This is a genomic window from Paenibacillus sp. FSL H7-0756, assembly GCF_038006765.1.
Lineage (GTDB): Bacteria > Bacillota > Bacilli > Paenibacillales > Paenibacillaceae > Paenibacillus_AQ.
Genome location: NZ_JBBOVT010000002.1, coordinates 1474374 through 1492895, shown reverse-complemented (window position 1 = coordinate 1492895; position 18522 = coordinate 1474374). Strand labels below are relative to the sequence as shown.

The 18522-nt window shown below is 53.2% G+C and carries 20 protein-coding genes; 17 read left to right on the top strand and 3 right to left on the bottom strand.

What is annotated here, in order from left to right:
- Positions 1-30 precede the first annotated feature (30 nt).
- Together NST04_RS23195 and NST04_RS23190 are read left to right on the top strand one after the other, a co-directional pair.
- Positions 31-840, top strand: a complete 810-nt coding sequence (locus tag NST04_RS23195; RefSeq protein ID WP_341186320.1) for a helix-turn-helix transcriptional regulator — start codon at positions 31-33, stop codon at positions 838-840.
- Between the two features lie 154 nt (positions 841-994).
- Positions 995-1948, top strand: a complete 954-nt coding sequence (locus tag NST04_RS23190) for an aldo/keto reductase (protein ID WP_341186319.1) — start codon at positions 995-997, stop codon at positions 1946-1948.
- A 110-nt stretch (positions 1949-2058) separates the two neighbouring features.
- On the opposite strand, the gene metG is transcribed toward NST04_RS23190, so the two are convergent.
- Positions 2059-3714 (bottom strand): methionine--tRNA ligase, encoded by a 1656-nt coding sequence (gene metG, locus NST04_RS23185; RefSeq protein ID WP_341186318.1) that lies wholly within the window; start codon positions 3712-3714, stop codon positions 2059-2061.
- Between the two features lie 450 nt (positions 3715-4164).
- Here metG and NST04_RS23180 point away from each other — a divergent pair, with 450 nt between their 5' ends.
- The 6 genes from NST04_RS23180 (at position 4165) to NST04_RS23155 (ending at position 7639) form a co-directional block, all read left to right on the top strand.
- On the top strand, positions 4165-5241 hold the full coding sequence (locus tag NST04_RS23180) for a site-2 protease family protein (RefSeq protein ID WP_341186317.1): 1077 nt from the start codon (positions 4165-4167) through the stop codon (positions 5239-5241).
- Between the two features lie 69 nt (positions 5242-5310).
- Complete coding sequence (locus NST04_RS23175; RefSeq protein WP_341186316.1) at positions 5311-5526, top strand: hypothetical protein; 216 nt, start codon at positions 5311-5313, stop codon at positions 5524-5526.
- A gap of 123 nt (positions 5527-5649) precedes the next feature.
- The gene (locus tag NST04_RS23170) at positions 5650-6093 is read left to right on the top strand and encodes a GNAT family N-acetyltransferase (protein ID WP_341186315.1); all 444 of its coding nucleotides are present in this window, start codon (positions 5650-5652) and stop codon (positions 6091-6093) included.
- Between the two features lie 91 nt (positions 6094-6184).
- On the top strand, positions 6185-6421 hold the full coding sequence (locus NST04_RS23165) for a DUF3892 domain-containing protein (RefSeq protein ID WP_036695032.1): 237 nt from the start codon (positions 6185-6187) through the stop codon (positions 6419-6421).
- Between the two features lie 256 nt (positions 6422-6677).
- The gene (locus NST04_RS23160; protein ID WP_341186314.1) at positions 6678-7232 is read left to right on the top strand and encodes a copper amine oxidase; all 555 of its coding nucleotides are present in this window, start codon (positions 6678-6680) and stop codon (positions 7230-7232) included.
- A gap of 83 nt (positions 7233-7315) precedes the next feature.
- The gene (locus tag NST04_RS23155; protein WP_019911532.1) at positions 7316-7639 is read left to right on the top strand and encodes a DUF1292 domain-containing protein; all 324 of its coding nucleotides are present in this window, start codon (positions 7316-7318) and stop codon (positions 7637-7639) included.
- Between the two features lie 77 nt (positions 7640-7716).
- On the opposite strand, the gene NST04_RS23150 is transcribed toward NST04_RS23155, so the two are convergent.
- Positions 7717-9192 (bottom strand): aminotransferase class I/II-fold pyridoxal phosphate-dependent enzyme, encoded by a 1476-nt coding sequence (locus NST04_RS23150; RefSeq protein WP_341021098.1) that lies wholly within the window; start codon positions 9190-9192, stop codon positions 7717-7719.
- 144 nt (positions 9193-9336) lie between these two features.
- Between NST04_RS23150 and NST04_RS23145 the strand changes: the two genes are divergently transcribed.
- The 4 genes from NST04_RS23145 (at position 9337) to NST04_RS23130 (ending at position 13926) form a co-directional block, all read left to right on the top strand.
- Positions 9337-10626, top strand: coding sequence for an MFS transporter (locus NST04_RS23145; RefSeq protein ID WP_341186313.1), 1290 nt, complete (start codon positions 9337-9339; stop codon positions 10624-10626).
- 327 nt (positions 10627-10953) lie between these two features.
- Positions 10954-11550, top strand: a complete 597-nt coding sequence (locus NST04_RS23140) for a hypothetical protein (RefSeq protein WP_341186312.1) — start codon at positions 10954-10956, stop codon at positions 11548-11550.
- Between the two features lie 265 nt (positions 11551-11815).
- On the top strand, positions 11816-13228 hold the full coding sequence (gene gndA, locus NST04_RS23135) for an NADP-dependent phosphogluconate dehydrogenase (protein WP_341186311.1): 1413 nt from the start codon (positions 11816-11818) through the stop codon (positions 13226-13228).
- Between the two features lie 191 nt (positions 13229-13419).
- Positions 13420-13926 (top strand): shikimate kinase, encoded by a 507-nt coding sequence (locus tag NST04_RS23130; protein ID WP_341186310.1) that lies wholly within the window; start codon positions 13420-13422, stop codon positions 13924-13926.
- A gap of 39 nt (positions 13927-13965) precedes the next feature.
- Here the strand turns inward: NST04_RS23130 and NST04_RS23125 are convergent, their stop codons facing one another.
- Positions 13966-14274 (bottom strand): rhodanese-like domain-containing protein, encoded by a 309-nt coding sequence (locus tag NST04_RS23125; protein WP_341186309.1) that lies wholly within the window; start codon positions 14272-14274, stop codon positions 13966-13968.
- 126 nt (positions 14275-14400) lie between these two features.
- Here NST04_RS23125 and aroA point away from each other — a divergent pair, with 126 nt between their 5' ends.
- From aroA to NST04_RS23100, 5 genes are all read left to right on the top strand, one after another.
- A complete protein-coding gene (gene aroA, locus NST04_RS23120) occupies positions 14401-15693 on the top strand; it encodes a 3-phosphoshikimate 1-carboxyvinyltransferase (RefSeq protein WP_341186308.1) in 1293 nt (430 codons plus the stop codon).
- Positions 15681-16247, top strand: a complete 567-nt coding sequence (locus NST04_RS23115) for a GNAT family N-acetyltransferase (protein ID WP_341186307.1) — start codon at positions 15681-15683, stop codon at positions 16245-16247. Before aroA ends, NST04_RS23115 begins: the two co-directional genes overlap by 13 nt.
- 165 nt (positions 16248-16412) lie before the next feature.
- Positions 16413-16847 carry a CoA-binding protein gene (locus NST04_RS23110; protein ID WP_341186306.1) on the top strand — a complete coding sequence of 145 codons (435 nt, stop codon included), beginning with the start codon at positions 16413-16415 and terminating at the stop codon, positions 16845-16847.
- Positions 16848-17071: 224 nt separating this feature from the next.
- On the top strand, positions 17072-17743 hold the full coding sequence (locus NST04_RS23105; RefSeq protein WP_341186305.1) for a hypothetical protein: 672 nt from the start codon (positions 17072-17074) through the stop codon (positions 17741-17743).
- 247 nt (positions 17744-17990) lie between these two features.
- Complete coding sequence (locus NST04_RS23100) at positions 17991-18518, top strand: hypothetical protein (RefSeq protein WP_341186304.1); 528 nt, start codon at positions 17991-17993, stop codon at positions 18516-18518.
- Positions 18519-18522: the final 4 nt, after the last annotated feature.

Below are 18522 nucleotides of genomic sequence, written 5' to 3'. Positions count from 1 at the left end.
CACTCGATTGGCTGAAAGGAGGCCCAGCTCATGAGCAATGAGATTACGAGGTTTAAGCGTCTTGGCGACTACCTGAGATCACGCCGGGACCGCCTGCAGCCAGAAGCTGCAGGGATCAAGGAAACGAACAGTCAGCGCAGAACACCAGGTCTGCGGCGGGAGGAGGTTGCGGTTCTGGCCGGTCTCAGCAGCACTTATTATACATGGCTGGAGCAGGGCAGGGAGGTTACCGCCTCCAGAGAGGTCATGGAGAGTCTCAGTCAGGCGCTGCGGTTGTCGGCAGATGAGCGCAAGCATCTGTTTGAGCTATGGAATCCCGGCTTGCCGGATACACTTGCTTCTATAGATACGGTCAGTCCGGAGCTGAGTCCGCAGTGGCGGGATATTATCCGGCAATTGACTTATCCGTCTTTTATTACGAATGAGCGGTCTGAGGTACTGGCCTGGAATGATAAAGCGAGTGAAGTGCTTAGTGATTTCGGAGGTCTGTCTGCTTCTGAGCGCATTATGATGCGTCTTCTGTTCCTGGATCTGGAGCTGCGCTGCCGGATGCTGAACTGGGAGGAGTTCGCCCTACATTCAGTAGGTGTGTACAGAACCTATTATGACTTGAACCTGCATGATCCTTGGCACAAGGAGATGGTCGATCAGCTCTTGGAGGACAGTGCGGATTTCGCCGAGATGTGGAAACAGCACAATATTCAGGGGAAAAGAGTCAACCGTGTGGTCATAGAGAGTCTGGGTACAAGTGAGCCTGTAGTCTACGACATCAATTCGATGGCCAATCTGGCGGATCACCCGGGACTGCATATTTGTATCTATACGCCTGTTATAACGTAGCAGACGATTCTCGGGGGACATACGCCATACGTTTCCTCCGCTCCCTGGTAATGATCTTACTAGCATGAACGTACTGTGGCTGCTCCACGGCAGGACGGTTAGAATAAGGACATGTTCGTAAGATCTATTACAGGGACAAGAGGGAGGCAACCATATGCATACAAGAACACTCGGGAACGAAGGGCTGAGCGTATCGGCTCTGGGACTCGGAACGATGATGATGCCGGATAATGAAGAGTCTGTACGAACCATTCATGGCGCGCTTGATCTGGGCGTAACTCTGCTGGACACAGCGGATATCTATGGAGCCTTCGAGCAGCAGCGCTTCGGCGGTAATGAACGGCTTCTCGGGCGGGCGCTTAAGGGCCGGAGAGATCAGGCAGTGATTGCGACGAAATTCGGCATTACGCATACTCAGGGACCCAAGGGAGACCCGGCCTATATCAAAAAATCCGTAGATGCCAGCCTCTATCAACTAGGCACAGATTATATCGATCTGTACTATCAGCACCGTCCTGATCCGAACACCCCTATTGAGGAAACCGCTGGTACCCTGGCTGACCTTGTCAAGGAAGGAAAGATCCGTTATATCGGCTTATCCGAGGCTTCGCCTGAACTGATCCGCCGGGCACATGCGGTGCATCCGTTGACCGCCCTGCAGACAGAGTATTCGCTCTGGAGCCGGGAGGTGGAGGATGAGATTCTGCCGCTGGTCAAGGAGCTGGGCATCGGCTTCGTTCCTTATAGCCCGCTGGGCCGCGGTTTTCTGACTGGACAGATCAAGAGCTTCGATGATCTGCCGGAGGATGATTACCGCCGGCATTACCCGCGGTTCCAGGGAGAGAACTTCACCCGGAATCTGGAGGTCGTCTCGCTGATCGGGCAGATGGCAGCCGAGAAAGGCTACGCTCCGGCACAGCTTGCCCTGGCCTGGCTTCTTGCACAAGGAGAGCGGATTGTACCGATTCCCGGTACGAAGCGGCTGGAGCGGTTAGAAGAGAACCTCGGAGCACTTCAGGTTACCTTGACGGCGGAGGATCTCGCAAGGATTGAGCGGATATCCCCGCAAGGGATTGCAGCCGGAGCACGTTACCCCGGCCAGAACTAAGTTATCACACAGAGCAGACAGCTACTGTGTATCCATCCATATTATTTTCCCGGAGCGTTCTTGCCTGCGCTGCTTGCTTTAGCGGGCGGTATGCGGGAAAGAACGCTTTTTTAACCCATCCCCATCCGCTCCAGCTCCTCTTCTATCCGCTGCACCTCTATCCGCTCAAACAGTAATTCAAGCTCCAATATAGGCCGCCCTGCAAGAATGGATACCGGGTGCCATACGGGCTGTTCTATGGACAAGAAACCTCTAATCTTCCCGCAGGAGAAAGGAATGAACGGGTTCAGCAGGTTTGCCAGGTTGGCAATAATCTGAACACAGGTGTACAGCGTGTTGCCCCCTGCCGCAGGATCATGCTTGATCTGGAGCCACGGCTGCTGTTCATCAAAATACTTGTTGGCCTGGCGGACGTGCGAGAAGATGAATTCCAGGGCTTCTTTGAAGTGTCCTGCTTCAATCAGCCTTCCTGCTTCCCTATACAGGTGATCCAGACTACTCACCCATGCTTCGTCTAAGACTCCATCTGGAACTTTGCCATTCCAGAATTTATTCACGAACACGAGGCTGCGGTTGACAAAATTGCCGAACGCGCCCAGCAGCTCGCTGTTATGGCTATAGATGAACTCTCTCCAGGAGAAGTCGGCATCCCGCTTCTCGGGACCGTTCGCGGTCAGGAAGTAACGGACCGAGTCCGGGTCATACCGGCTGAGAATATCCGGCACCCAGACCGCCCAGTTGCGGCTGGTGGAGAATTTCTGCCCTTCCAGGGTCAGGTATTCAGAAGAGAAGATCCGGTCCGGCAGATGCAGCTCCTCAGCTCCCAGCAGGATAGCAGGCCAAATCAGGCTGTGAAAAGGAATATTGTCCTTCCCGTGCACATAGTAAGCGGTTATAGGGGGCTGCCCATTGTTATCTTGTCTGGACGCTACGGACCAGAAATCCTCCCAGCGGTTGCCCGTCTCGGCGGCCCACTGCTTGCTGGCGGACAGATAGCCGCTGACGGCTTCGATCCAGACATAGATTTTCTTGTCTGCGAAGCCGTCAACGGGGACATCCACGCCCCAGTCCAGATCGCGTGTTGCTGCACGGTCCTGCAGGCCTTCCTGCAGATATCTGCGGGTCAGCCGGACCGCATTGTCTCTCCAGCCCTGCGCGGAATCAGCGTATTCTGTGAGTGCATGCTGGAAGCTGGACAGCGACAGATAGTAATGCTGAGTAGAGCGCAGCACAGGCGTAGAGCCGCAGAGGGCACATATACGCTCCAGCAGGTCCACCGGATCGAGAATCGTTGAACAGTAATCACATTGGTCTCCCCGGGCCTGCTGTCCGCAGACCGGGCAGAGGCCATTGACATAACGGTCCGGCAAGAAGCGCTGGTCCTGCTCACAATAGCACTGGAGACTGGATTTCTGGTACAGATACCCGTGATCCAGCAGCTTAAGAAACAGCTCCTGAACCGTACTGTGGTGATGTGCCTGATCGGTCCGGGTATACAAGTCATAAGTGAAGCCTAAGGCGCGGAAGCAAGCGGCGAACTCCTCATGATACCGGCTGGCGAATTCACTTGGCGATACACCCTCCTGCGCCGCCTGTACAGCAACGGGGGTGCCGTGGCAGTCACTGCCGGATACATAGAGTACAGCGTCGCCTTTGGCACGGTGGTAGCGGGCCAGAATATCTCCCGGAAGAATGCTGGCGAGTCTGCCCAGATGCAGGGAGCCGTTGGCATAAGGCCAAGCCCCGCCAATAAAAATGTTAGTCATATTTCTCTCCTCCTCAAATGATGTGGACGCAAAAAAGGCACTCATCCCCTAAAGGGACGAGAGCCTGTGCTCACGTGTTACCACCCAAATTCATCAATGCCTCGCGGCATCCACCTCTTCAGGTACGTCCGCAGAAAAAAAGCGGGTATACCCTAGCATGGTAACGGATGCGGGTTCCGGCGCAGCCTACGCCCCGTTCATGCCGGGATTCGGTGCGCAGCTCTGAGACCATATTCCCGAGGGTTTTCTTTGCTCCTTTTCACCAGCCGGAGCTCTCTGTGGAAGAATTGCCAGGGTACTCTTTCTCTTCGCAGCTATTGTGGTTATCCTAATTACTGGATATCATATATGCAGGCCGGGAGATTTGTCAACACCATAAGTCTATTTGCAATCCACCGTACTCCTGTGCGACAGTAGAGAGACACAGAGGTCAAAAGGAGATTGAGACTATTGCAGGAAAACAAACAGGAGAAAAAAAGCTCAGGCGCATGGGGATGGCTGGGCAGCGGGGCGGTATTGCTTCTGCTTAAGGGAAAAGCCATTATCTCTCTGCTCAAGCTGGGTAAAATCGCAGGTCCGCTGATCTCCATGATGGTATCGATCTGGGCTTATGCACTGATCTCACCATGGCAGTTCGCTGTGGGCTTCGTGGCGTTATTATTCGTTCATGAGATCGGCCATGTTATCGCTGCCAAACGGATCGGATTGCCGGTAAGTGCACCACTGTTCATTCCTTTTATGGGCGCACTGATTACGATGAAGAAGCAGCCGCTGGATGCCAGAGAGGAAGCGTATGTCGCTTTTGGCGGCCCAATATTGGGGAGTATCGGTGCGCTGATCGTATTCGGAGCGGCCTATTATTATCATAGCCCCTTGTTATATTCACTGGCCTACATCGGCTTTTTCCTTAATCTGATTAACCTGCTGCCGATCCATCCGCTGGATGGGGGAAGAATTGCCACGGCGGTTACACGCTGGTTATGGCTGGTAGGGCTCATTGGAGGATTAGCTGTAATCATCTATCTGAAATCCATCCTGTTCGGCGTAATCTGGGTAATGTTCGCCTATGATATGTATAAGAAGTACATCAGCCGGCGTACGAAGAAGCAGATGCATACTGTGCTCAAAAGCTTCCTGATCCCGATCGGGGATCTGCAGGAGCAAGGGTATCTGATCCCCGGCCCTGAGCATAAGCGGGAGCTGCCGTTCACCACTTACAGTGATTTGAACCGTCAGCAGTTCGTCGGGGTACGCTGGGATAACCTGGATTACTATGGAACGACGACTATGCCGGTGCAGTCTCTGATCGGAAAAGTCAAAGTCGTGCAGCTCGACCAGCTCTATGTGGATGCCAGCCTGCAGATGAAGATGACCTGTGAGATCAGCTTCACAGTATATGACAATGATAAGTATTATGAAGTGCCGGTTGCTTCCCGCTGGAGATATGGGGCTGCATATTTTGTGCTTGCCGGGGTTCTCGGGGGCATGATGTATCTTGTCCATGTAGTTGGCAATGTAAATCTGTAAAGCTTCGTTTATGAACCTCCCGATTCGTCAAAGCTGTAAAGAGCCAAGAAGGATGAGGGGGTAACAACAATGCGCATGGCAAGAGTATGTCTCTTATGGATTGGAGCATGTCTCCTTCTGGGAATCGCCGGATGTGCGGCAGGCAAGGAGATTCCTGAATATACGGATGTTCACAGCATGACCGGACTAGACGGAAGTCTGAATTCACGGGATAGCCTGACCTCGCCGGTTCTGCGGGATGTGTATGACCGCTCGATTCCCGAGGAGGTCTATGACACTCCCTGAAATCAGTGTCCGGCGGTTCCCTGCCCGCTGGCCTTCCCCGGAAACTCTCAGGCTCTATACAGGATATTAATAATTCTGTATAATGCTCCATATTGATTGGACCTATAGAGAGGAGTCAGGGAGATGGCAGTGGAAATCGTACATGTTACTACAGAGGAGCAGCTTCAAATGGCGCTGGAGATCCGCAAGAAGGTATTTGTGGAAGAACAGAAGGTGCCGGTAGAAGAGGAGATCGATGAATATGATGTCATCAGTGAGCATGTGCATCATTTCCTGCTCATGGAGGGCGGACAGCCGGCTGCAACCGGCCGGATGATCTATTATAAAGCGGACACCGCCAAGATGCAGCGGATTGCCGTTCAGGAGGCCTTCCGCGCTAAGGGATGCGGACGTATCCTGCTGCTGGCTATGGAAGAACGCGCACGTGAGCTGGGTCTGCAGGCATCCATTCTGGATGCCCAGTGTCAAGCAGAACCCTTTTACCGCAAGCTTGGCTATGAAGTGATCTCCAAGGAGCCTTTCTATGATGCGGGGATTCTGCATGTCAGAATGAGTAAGGCCCTGTAATCTGCCGGGTACATACTCTTTCGCTGCGATGGACAAGCTAGAATCGGGCCAGGACAGCTGGCTAATTCTAGTGCGAAGGAGACGATCCTAAGTGATGAATCAAGAACGGGAACGCTTTATTGCCGCCAAACGTAACGGTGACGGGGACCTGACCGGGTTCCAGACCTCCTCCGGACGCGTGCTGGATTATCAGCAGGCACTTCAGGAGGTGCAGTCCGGCAGCATCGCAGGCGTCAATGTATTTAAAGGCAAAGATGGTGAAATGTATATCCGCGGCGATGCAGACGGAGATCCTACGAATAATCTGGATCAGCTTCCGCAATTTTAGCCGGGCATAGATAACAGAGGGAACGGCCGGACAGGCGTCTTACAGGCGCTGATGTCCGGCCTTTTCTATGTCCAGAGGAGACAGCAGCTTCTCCAATAATGCTGCGTTAACGTCTGCTGCACATGCCGAAACCGGTTGCTGAAGGGCTTGGTTTTCTTTTCTTCTGCAAAAAGAAATAAATCCCTGAATTCTGCGCAACTTGTCGTTGGCTTAGCAGTATACATTAACAGCATGAATTATTTGGAGGGGCTTTACAATGAGATGGAGAAAAATTGCTCTGTGCACGGTTGTGTTTTTCATGATGGGAAGCTCCTATTTGTTCGCGGACGCTGTGAACCAGAGGATCAAAGTATGGAGCAATGGAAAGGAAATAGCAGACGGCGGCTATTTGATTGACGGCAAGACCTATATTCCCGCCAGGGAGGCCGGGGGTATCGTCAGCTGGGACGGCTCAGGCAGAGTGACGATCCTCAAGCCGAATGTTCATATCGTACTGTTCAAAGGCGACACGGTATTCGGCAATGTCAACACAGGCAAGCTGAAGATGAAGATTCTGACACAGGTGGACAGCCTGAAGGACAGCATCGCTGCCGTGAAGGTGGCGATCACCGATCCTGCCGGGAATGTGAAGGATATTCTCGAGGATGCCGTCGGCTCCAAGAATGAGGATTTCTGGTTCTCCACACCGGAGTTCACCTATGATTTCAAGGAACCGGGCAAATATAGTGTAGGCTTCTTCATGAAGGCGTCTAAGAACGGAGAGTACATTCTTGTGTCCGAGAAGGTAGTTACGGCTTCATCCAAGAATTAAGTCCCTCCTGCAAATTGACCTGTCCTTATCTTACGTGTTACGATACCAAATGTAGGATAATTCAATTAAAGTGAGGTATTACAATGAGCGATCACAAACATGAGCATGGCCATGAACATGGTGAAGCATGCGGTTGCGGACATGATCACGACCATGAGCACGAGGAGTTTGTGCTGACCTTGACGAACGAGCAGGGCGAAGATGTAGAAATGGTACTGGTGGAAACGTTCGACGTAGGCGAGAAGTTGTACGCCCTGCTGCTTGAGCGCGAGAACCCGGAAGCAGACGGAATCATCCTTCGTATGGAAGAAGAAGACGAAGAAATGGTTCTGTACAACATTGAAGATGAAGCTGAATGGAAAGCTGTTGAAGAAGCTTATAACGAGCTGCTTGCCCAGCAAGAATAGATTTCAGGCATTCATGCAAAACCCCGATACTCTATACGTATCGGGGTTTTGCATGTCGCACTGCTATGGGACAAGCCTTAGGAGATAGGCTCTGCTTCAACAATGACTTTTATATTGGTAATGCTGCGGTCCTCGGGTCCTTTGACAGGTAATCCGATTTCTACATGGTCGATGATATAGTCGATATTATCCTGGGTAATAACTTCTCCAGGGAGAAGAATAGGAATACCCGGCGGATAGACGTAGATGAACTCTGCAATGATGTAACCGGCAGACTCCCGGAAGGGAATCAGCTGCGTATCCGCGTAGAAGGCATCTCTCGGGATCAGGGCCAGCTGCGGGATATTCGGTACCTGCACCTTAAGCTCATAGATCTCACCCTTGCTGTAATGGATCGCTGAGAGCACCTGCAGCGCAGCTAGCAGCTTATCTACAGATTCTTTAGTATCACCAGGGGTAATCAGGCAAAGAATATTATACATGTCGCTGAGTTCAACTTCGATATTATACTTCTGCCGGAGCCAATTCTCGGTCTCATAACCGGTAATGCCCAGGTGGCGTACATGAATGTTCAGCTTCGTCGGATCATGATCGAAGGTAGCTTCTGTTCCGAGAATTTCTTTGCCGAAGCTGTACAGCCCCTCAATCTCATTAATTGAATTACGGGCATAGGTCGACAGTGCAATGGTTCTCGCCGCCATCTCATGTCCGTTCAGGGCAAGGTTGCGTCTACTGGTATCCAGAGAGGCAAGCAGAATATATGAGGTTGAAGTGGTGGTCAGCATGCTGAGAATGGTCTGTACCCGTTGTGGGTTGACAAGACCCGTCTTGGCATTGAGGTTCAGTACCGAGCTCTGCGTCATGGAGCCGCCCAGCTTATGCACGCTGGTTGCTGCCAGGTCTGCACCGGCCTGCATGGCCGATACCGGTAAGTCCTCATGAAAATGAATCAGTACTCCATGTGCCTCGTCCACAAGTACGGGAACCCCGTAACTATGGGCCAGGTCGACAATCGAACGGAGGTCGGCGCATACGCCGAAATACGTCGGATTGATAACGAGGACACCCTTGGCATCCGGATGGCGCCTTAAAGCCCGCTCAAGCGAGCTGGTGGTTATGCCGTGGTCTATCCCAAGATTCTCATCCTGTACAGGAGAGACGAAAATAGGCTTGGCTCCGGAGAAAATAATGGCCGACATCACTGATTTGTGAATATTGCGCGGCACAATAATTTTGTCTCCTTCTGAGCAGACAGAGAGGATCATAGTCATGATGGCATTGCTCGTGCCCTGTACACTGAAATACGTGTAATCGGCGCCGAAAGCCTCTGCAGCCAGCTTCTGAGCTTCAAGAATAACCCCGGTGGGCTGATGAAGATCATCAAGCGGTGCAATATTGATCAAATCTATGGATAGAGCGTTATCGCCGATAAACTCACGGAATTCGGCATCGGTCCCGAGCCCCTTCTTATGTCCCGGAATATGGAATTGAACTGGATTTCCGGCGGCATGCTTTTTGAGAGCAGTGAAGAGGGGAGTAGCTTGTTGATTCATTTAATGCTGTCACAACCTTTCGCGAAGAGTGGTTTTTTGATTTCGCTGAAGCAAAAGGTGTCCCCGGAGGGACGGAATCCCCATTTCTACTTGAGCAAGCATCAGTATAACAAATCAATCAACATAATACTAGGATGTGATGAAATGTCTGGCAAAGCAGCGGAACGTATGCATATCAGTTTAGCCTCACCGTTCATATTAGAAATGTGGATCATTATTTTCCTGGTCGAATTCGTCAAAGGATCGCTGCTGGTAGCCCTGCTGCCGGTCTATATGGAGAATATTCTGGGTCTCTCCGTAACGGTGGTCGGGTTCGCCTTCGCGCTGCAGTATCTCGGGGATAACCTGTTCCGCAGCCCGTTCGGCTGGGTGATGGAGCGGATCGGCTACCGTTGGACGATGACAGGGGCGCTACTGCTGCTTGTGGTGGCTGTCGGGCTGATTATCTATGCCAAAGATGCCGTAAGCTTGTCCATCGCCTGTCTGATTCTGGGGATCGGCACCTCGCCGCTGTGGCCTTGTACGATGACAGGCATCACCGAGCTGGCGGGCTCTACCCGGAGCGGCAGCAGCGGTGCAGCCATGGGGGCGGTGGAGATGGCGTCACTGGCCGGAACCGGCGTCGGTCCGATTATCGTCAACTTCATGATGGATCATGGCGGACATGGCTACCGGACGGTCTTCCTGGTGCTGATGGGCTTCGCTGCCGCCGTTGTAGCCGTGGCGCTGTTCCTGCCTTCGAAGATTGGCGGGCATGCGCCGCGCGCTGTCCGCGAGATGTCGGCAGAGGGGCCGCCGGTACCGCGTAAGCCGGTAAGACCCTTGCAGAGTCTGAAGCGGACCTGGAAGCAGGTGACCTCCTCTCTGAAGGTAAGCCGCCTGCTGTTTCCTGCCTTGTTCTTGCAGGCATTTGCGATTGGGCTTATGACGCCGGTGGTTACCCTGTTCGCACGCTCGGAGCTGCATGTCACCCCCAACCAGTTCAGCCTGCTGCTGATTGCCGGGGGAGGAATTACCGTGCTGACACTTATACCCGCCGGGAAGCTGGTCGATAAGGTTGGCACCTCCATCTTCCTCAATATCGGCTTCCTGCTGGCAGCCTGCTCCATGGCCTTCTTCTCACAGGTCCGCTGGCTTCCGCTGGCCTTCGTGGCGGTAGCTCTGGTCGGGATCAGCTATGCGCTGATTCTTCCGGCGTGGAACGCCTTCCTGGCCAAGCAGGTGCCGGAGGGGGAACGCGGGACCGTCTGGGGGCTCTTCCTGACGCTGCAGGGATCAGGAATGGTTGCTGGTCCGGTGGTGTCAGGCAAGCTGTGGGATACGGTCAGCCATGGTGCTCCTTTTCTGGCCAGCGCGGGAGTAATGGTTGTATTATTCGGCCTGCATCTGCTGATCGTCCACCGGACGAAGCTGAAGCACGGCAGGGCGCACTAACAAGAGCGGGCACAGGGGATTGAACCCGGTACAACAATGCAATAAGCCGCAGACCGCCTGAAAAAGAGGAGGAATGCGGCTTTACTGCTGTTTTTGCGTATAAATGGCTGGTCCATAACATCTAAAGCGGGTACCAGCGTTTGGAAAAGGCCGAAAACGGGTAAAAATAGTCAATAAACCAAGTTACCGCTACATAATATGAAGTATAAAATAAGTGTAAGCCACACAAAGAACCAAGGTGCAAGCGGAGGTCCGGCAGTCTGTTCTACTCTTAGGTTAGGCCATGAAGCTGACGATGCTTAAATCAAGCAGTTAGGGGGGAGTGCCGTGAACAAAAACGATGAAGTGGAGTACTGCAATCTGGAGCTGCGGTTTGACAGACAACATATCCAGGATCTAATCAAGGACTTGATCAAGGAAGGTTATTCCCTGTACTGGAGTGAGAACGAGAGTGTTTTTCTTATTTCGGTGCGCACCGGCCGCAAGCTTGTGAAGCTGCGCTTCCAGCGGATTAAGGACGGCTTCAAGCTGGTGGGAGACTACATGATCCGTGATGCGCGCCTGTCAGAATGGATGGAGAAGCTGATTGGGGATATGAGAGGTCATGCCGTTGTCAAGCGCTTCCGTGACCGTCAGATCATTATAGAGAATATTTTATTCGGTGAAGTTATCCGTCTGGTGGAGATTTCCGGTTATCAGCAGCGGGTGCTGTACCAGAAGGGGCCGCTTTTGTCCGATCAGGAGCTGACGAAGCTGTTCTACTCCATAGAGGGCGAAGAGCGAATCCGCGACCGCAGGCTTGCCGTGGATGAACAGCTCGACTTGCTGAATGAAGCTATGCGTGAGTGCGATGCAGACGCGGTGGCGGCCAGCACAGCTAGGCTTGAGCAATTGACCAGGGAGCTTGCAGCGCTGGAGTGGTAGGGAGCGAAGTGAATACATGCGGTTAAGGGCATCCCATCGCGGGGTGTCCTTTTATTGAGCCTTTCTTGAGGACGGGGGTTCACTTCTGTGCACAAAACCGTTAAAATAGTCATTGTGAGCAATTTCCCTGATGGATCGAAGTTTGTCAATGAAATTGATCTCTCTTTCGCAGGCAGAACTTTGCTGTCTCTGACAAAGGGTGGTATTCTTATACTGCGAGAAATGAATTTCACAAAAATACAGGGTGCAAAGGGTGGAGAACCAGATGTCAAAACAACAAATCGGCGTTATTGGCTTGGCGGTAATGGGCAAAAATTTGGCTCTTAACATCGAGAGCAAAGGCTTCAGCGTATCCGTGTTTAACCGTTCCCCGGAGAAGACACATGATCTGGTCGCAGAAGCAGCAGGCAAGAATCTGGTGGGTACGTTCTCCGTTGAAGAGTTCGTAGGGTCGCTGGAAGTACCGCGCAAGATTCTGATCATGGTTCAGGCAGGCCAGGCTACGGATGCCACCATTGAGCAGCTTCTGCCGTTCTTGGATCAAGGCGATATCATCATCGATGGCGGTAACGCTTATTTCCCTGACACAGTACGCCGCAGCAAATATCTTGAAGACAAAGGCTTCCGCTTCGTCGGCACCGGCGTGTCCGGCGGTGAAGAAGGCGCGCTCAAGGGCCCTTCCATTATGCCAGGCGGTCAGGAAAGCGCGTATAAGCTGGTTGAACCTATCCTTACGGCGATTTCAGCCCACGTGGGCGGAGAGCCTTGCTGTACATATATCGGGCCGGACGGTGCAGGACACTATGTGAAAATGGTGCATAACGGTATCGAGTACGGTGACATGCAGCTGATTGGCGAAGCGTACCACCTGCTCAAGGACGTCCTGGGTCTGGATGCCAAGGAACTGCACAGCACCTTCGCAGAATGGAATAATGGCGAGCTCGACAGCTATTTGATCGAGATTACGAAGGATATCTTCGCCCAGTATGACGAAGAGACCGGCAAGCCGATGGTGGACGTCATCCTTGATGCTGCCGGACAAAAGGGTACCGGCAAGTGGACAAGCCAAAGCTCGCTGGATCTCGGCGTGCCGCTGTCCATGATTACCGAATCCGTCTTCTCCCGCTTCCTGTCTGCCATGAAGGAAGAGCGCGTTGAAGCCAGCAAGGTACTGAGCGGTCCTGCTGTGGCTCCTTTCGACGGCGACAAAGCCGAATTCATCGAGAACGTGCGCAAAGCATTGTTCGCCAGCAAGATCGTATCGTATGCCCAGGGCTTCGCACAGCTGCGTGTGGCTTCTGACGAATACGGCTGGAATCTGAAATACGGCGAGCTGGCCAAAATCTGGCGCGGCGGCTGTATCATCCGTTCCCGGTTCCTGCAGAACATCACAGATGCTTATGAGAACAACGCAGAGCTGAAGAACCTTCTGCTTGATCCGTTCTTCAAGGATGTCATGGACAACTACCAGTCGGCATGGCGCAAGGTTATCGCTTCGGCTGTAACGCTGGGTATTCCGGTTCCGGGATTCTCCAGCGCCCTTGCATACTACGACAGCTACCGTACAGAACGTCTTCCGGCGAACCTGCTGCAGGCACAGCGCGATTACTTCGGCGCTCACACCTTCAAGCGTGTGGACAAAGAAGGCGTGTTCCACCACAACTGGCTGGCTGAGTAACAGGCAGCGTTTAGCTTAATGCTCAGGAACCCGAGATGCTTTCCGCTTCATGCGGAGGGCTTTCGGGTTTTTTGCATCTATGAGGCACAGCCATGGCAGGCACAGCCCGCTTCAAAATGAAGGCTGCCGGCATTGTGCAAACTTTTCACCCTGTGTTATGATATGACAAATGTCGCGGCTTGGAGGTTGTTATGGACGATCGAAATATCATTCTCGTCGGGATGATGGCTACGGGGAAGTCTACAGTAGGCGCCATTCTGGCCGAGGAGCTTGACTATGAACTGGTTGATCTGGATGCAGTGATTACCGGAAGAGAGGGCCGCAGTATTGCGGATATCTTCGCAGATGGCGGAGAGCAGGCGTTCAGGCGCATTGAATCAGCGGTGCTTCAGGAAATGTTGCAGGGAGAGCGCAAAGTGATCTCTACAGGCGGAGGGGCGGTGCTTGCGCCAGGGAATGCCGAAGTCATGCTGGAGCATGGATTTGTTGTGGCTCTTACAGCCTCGGAGGATACCATTATTGAACGGGTCAGCGGGGATGAGAACCGGCCGCTGCTCGCCGGCAATGCGGCAAACCGGGTCCGTTCCATTATGGAACAGCGCAGGGAAGCTTACCGTTTCGCGCATTGCACGGTCGATACAACGGAACTGAACGTGGCTGAGGTCTCGCAATACATTTTACTGCGTTACCGCGCTTGAGCTTTTATGTGTGTTGGTGCTTAGGGATCAGGATGGGGCTTATTCCGCCCCGGTATCTTCCCACTCGATCATGCCGCCGCTCAGGTTAGAGCCTTGAATGCCAAATTGCTGCAGATATTCACAGACCCGCTGACTGCGGCTGCCGGAACGGCAAATGAAAATGATCTCAGTGTCTGACGGAAGCTTGTCCGTCTGCTGCGGGATCTGGCCCATCGGGATATGCTGTGCACCTGGAATCATGCCGAAGGCAACCTCATCCTCTTCACGGACATCGATCAGTACAAGCTCTTCGCCGGCAGCGAGCCGCTTACGCAGCTCCTGCGGTGTGATTTGCGGAATTTCATTCATGGTAGTACCCTCTTTTCTGCCCGAATGGGAATGGATTCTCTTCACGCAATGATAACACAACTGCGGATTACCCTGTCAAACAGGACCGTACATACAGACTATATATGATGAAGGAGCGCTTATACTATGGACGTTATTGTTAGGCCTACGCCGACGCTGCAAGGAGAATTCGGAGCCCTGTCCTCCAAAAACTACACCACGCGTTACCTGCTGGTAGCCGCTCTCTCTGAAGGAGTCAGCACGATCTACCATCCTGCCCACAGCGAGGACAGCGACGCGATCCGCAGATGTATCGCCGATCTCGGTGCAGTCCTGACCGAAGATGATGAGAAAATCATAGTGCAGGGATTCGGACGCCATCCCCGTGACATCAAGGAGCTGAATGTCGGGAATGCCGGTGCTGTTCTCCGCTTCCTGATGGCGGTGGCTGCTCTTAGCCCGGAGGTTACCTTCGTAAATACGTATCCCGATTCTCTCGGCAAACGGCCGCATGACGACCTGATTCTGGCACTGGGCCAGCTCGGCGTTGAAGTAGAGCATAATAACGGAAGGCTGCCGATTACGATCCGCGGCGGCAAGCCGCAGGGCGGACGCATTACCGTCTCCGGCGCTGTCAGCTCGCAGTATCTTAGCGCACTCCTATTCCTGACCCCGCTGCTTGAAGAAGACAGTGAGATCATCGTGCTGGATGATCTGAAATCCAAGGTGGTCATCGGCCAGACGCTGGAGGTGCTGGAGCAGGCCGGGATCATCGTACATGCGGCGGATGATTATATGTCCTTCAAGGTGCCTGGACGCCAGAACTATGCAGCCAAGACCTATACGGTGCAAGGCGATTATCCGGGATCAGCCGCAGTGCTTGCGGCCGCAGCGGTGACGAAGTCGGATGTGACTATTCACCGGCTGGCTGAGAGAAGCAAGCAGGGGGAGCGGGCCATTGTCGATGTGCTGCAGATGATGGAGGTGCCGCTCACCCATGAGAACGGAACAGTGCATGTGCAGGGGAACGGCATTCTGAAGGCAGTCGAATTCGACGGCGATGCGGCAACCGATGCGGTGCTGGCAATGGTGGCTGCGGCGGTTTTTGCCGAAGGGACCTCACGCTTCTATAATGTGGAGAATCTGCGCTACAAGGAATGCGACCGCATCACGGACTACCTGGCAGAGCTGACCCGGGCCGGTGCGAAGGTCGAGGAACGCCGGGACGAGATTATCGTGCATGGCACACCTGAAGGCGTGGAAGGCGGCGTAACCATTAATGCCCACTATGACCACCGTGTGATTATGGCGCTTACTGTAGTGGGCCTGCGTGCCCGCCAGCCGCTGCTGATTAAGGATGCCCATCATGTGGCGAAGTCTTATCCGCAGTATTTCGATCATCTGCGCTTGCTGGGTGCGGATGTGGAATGGGTGAAGTGAGCATTCTAGGTTCTTTAAGCATCACACCTCTTGCTCCGGAAGATATCCCTTCCGTATCGAAGCTGTTCAAGGTGACGATCGCCGACGCCTTCGAACGGGAAGGATTGGGGCACCTGCAGGAAGACATCCGGCAGGAGACCGCAGCCAAGATACAGATGGCCAATGCTGCGCTGAATCCGCAGGATACGGATGTGTATTTCTGGCTGGCCAGAAGCGGCGGAGTGGTTATCGGCACGGTTTCTTATGCACCTTGCGGAGAGGACATACGGAACTGCACCGATAACCGCCTATCGGCTGTCGGTGAGCTGGGAAGCTTGTATGTCCTGCCTGAATTTCAAGGGCAGGGTGTAGGCTCAGCTTTAATTGAGGAGGTCACGGTCTTTCTCAGAAAGCGGGGGATTTCCGAATTCTGCCTGGACAGCGGATATAAGCGGGCGCAGGACAGATGGCTGCGGAAATTCGGAACGCCCCATGCAGCAGTGCAGGATTATTGGGGGCCGGATTCCATTCATATGGTATGGCTGTGCAGCTTGGGGCACCCAGAGGATTCGTAGATCCAGATATAAATGAACAGGTTACGTAAGGCTGACGGGAATTTGGAACTTCTGGTGCGGCGCTGTATGATATAGGTGTTGCTGAAAATGACAGAACCGTGGCTGAAGCGGCAAGCAGTGCTGCGGAGGGCATGGACGAAATCAGACGGAAGGGGAAATACACACATGAGCTTTGAGAACCCTAGCAGGGAAGAGATCGGCGAGATACTGGCTGCGGCAGGCAATATCGCTGTTGTTGGCCTATCCGACAAAACAGACCGCACCTCATATATGGTTGCAGGGGCTATGCAGAGCCGGGGTTACCGGATCATTCCGGTCAACCCGTCTGTGGACGGGGAGATCATGGGCGAGAAATGCTACCATACGCTGGCGGAGATTCCGGAGCCGGTGGATATTGTGAATGTGTTCCGCCGCAGTGAATACTGCGCGGCTGTTGCGCAGGAGGCTGCTGATATCGGCGCACGTGTGCTTTGGCTGCAGCAAGGGATCATTAGTCAAGAGGCGGCGGACATTGCCGCTGCCAATCATATGATCGCGATCATGGACCGCTGCATTAAGGTGGAGGAAGCGATTACGATGAAGGGCCGGAGCCGGGGATAAGACGATTCACATGTATGATCAGGTGTGCAGATGCCGGATATACTTGTAGGTCAAAGCTATCCAGATTTAATTTTTCCAAATGTCCCTCAGACCTGGTTGCAGTATTCTTGATTAGTTTTCGCTAACAATTATTGAAATGATTTACACAGACGAAGAACGTCCTTTACTCCATTAACAAGGGGAGAAGGGCGTTTTTTGCATTTTTCGGGAGGGGGAAGATAGATATGGAATTTGAAATGGCACACAGCAGCTTTATGGAGGCACATACGAATGAAAGAACGGGTGAACGGAGAGGGAGGCTGCTGCGCGGACATAACTATGCGGAGAAGCTGTTTCTGCAGAATGTATGGTGGCCGCTATTCGAGTCACTGGAGCATCTGCACCCTGAATATGAGGTGTACGACTGGAACCGGAAGTCGCAGTTTCTGGATTTTGCTTTTCTGCCGCAGAACGGAACCCGCTTTGGCATCGAATGTGACGGTTATCAGAGCCATATCAAGGATATGGACCGGGAAAAATTCAACTATGCGCTGAACCGGGACACCTTCCTGACCGGGATGGGCTGGAAGATGCTGCACTTCTCGTTCGACGATATTCAGCAGCGTCCCGAAGTGTGCCGGATGCTGCTGCAGCTGGCGCTGGCACCGTTTTTGGCGCGGAGTAGAGTGGCTCGAGCACAACTGTTGTCTGGAGAAAAAGACGTATTACGTTTAGCCTGGCAGATTGGAAGCCCCCTTCGTCCTAAGGATGTAACGGATTATTTCGAGATTAACTTTAGAACGGCACACAAACTGCTCAGCGCTCTGAGCGAGAAAGGACTGCTCCAGCCTGTCGCTGGCGGAAGAGGGGTAAGATCCTATGAACTGAGGCCAATGCATCAGGATCAGAGTTGGTGAGGAGACGGAACATCATTGTTTAAAAGGCATTGAATAGTCGCAGCCGCACCAGTGTGAATGTATTTTGTACATTAGAATTTAGTCAAAACCCGCGATTTCGAGCTTCTGTTGCATTTTATACAGTAGAATTTTGATTTATGGTTGGTTATGATGTAATTCTGAGAATTCTAATGTACGAAATACAATAGATCGTGGATATGAGTGGAATTTCGGCCAATCTGTTGTACAAAATACATTCACCGCTCTATTGGTAGGCTGTCTGTGCTCATGCTACACTTTAGCGGGTGCGAAGGGTGCGAAGGGTGCGAAGGGTGCGAAGGGTGCGAAGGGTGCGAAGGGTGCGAAGGGTGCGAAGGGTGCGAAGGGTGCGAAGGGTGCGAAGGGTGCGAAGGGTGCGAAGGGTGCGAAGGGTGCGAAGGGTGCGAAGGGTGCGAAGGGTGCGAAGGGTGCGAAGGGTGCGAAGGGTGCGAAGGGTGCGAAGGGTGCGAAGGGTGCGAAGGGTGCGAAGGGTGCGAAGGGTGCGAAGGGTGCGAAGGGTGCGAAGGGTGCGAAGGGTGCGAAGGGTGCGAAGGGTGCGAAGGGTGCGAAGGGTGCGAAGGGTGCGAAGGGTGCGAAGGGTGCGAAGGGTGCGAAGAGTGCGAAGGGTGCGAAGGGTGCGAAGAGTGCGAAGGGTGCGAAGGGTGCTGACGGTGCCGTCTTCGTAGCGCGCTTCCCCTCCGGTTCATCCCCAGATTCTTTTGACAAAAACTGCTGTAACGCTTACCATTCAATATAGAAAG